This window comes from Pseudomonas sp. NPDC087346 (assembly GCF_044744235.1).
GTDB lineage: Bacteria > Pseudomonadota > Gammaproteobacteria > Pseudomonadales > Pseudomonadaceae > Aquipseudomonas.
Map to the genome: position 1 here is coordinate 74,867 of NZ_JBIUXX010000029.1, position 248 is coordinate 75,114.

Consider the following 248-nt stretch of genomic DNA (forward strand, 5'->3'; position numbering starts at 1 on the left):
CAGGGCCACACTTCGCCAGGCGTTTACGCCCGTGCGTTCATGGAAGGTCGCATCACTGAAGACCAGATGAACAACTTCCGCCAGGAAGTCGACGGTCAGGGCCTGTCGTCCTATCCGCACCCTTGGCTGATGCCTGACTTCTGGCAGTTCCCGACTGTATCCATGGGTCTGGGCCCGATCCAGGCGATCTACCAGGCGCGCTTCATGAAGTACCTGGAACACCGTGGTTTCATCCAGCCGGGCAAACA

Annotated in this window: 1 protein-coding gene; it reads left to right on the forward strand. The window is 59.3% G+C overall.

Annotated elements, in window-relative coordinates; genetic code table 11:
• The coding region (locus tag ACIOZM_RS18190) for a hypothetical protein (protein WP_401216186.1) at nucleotides 1–248 on the forward strand (248 nt) is incomplete at both ends.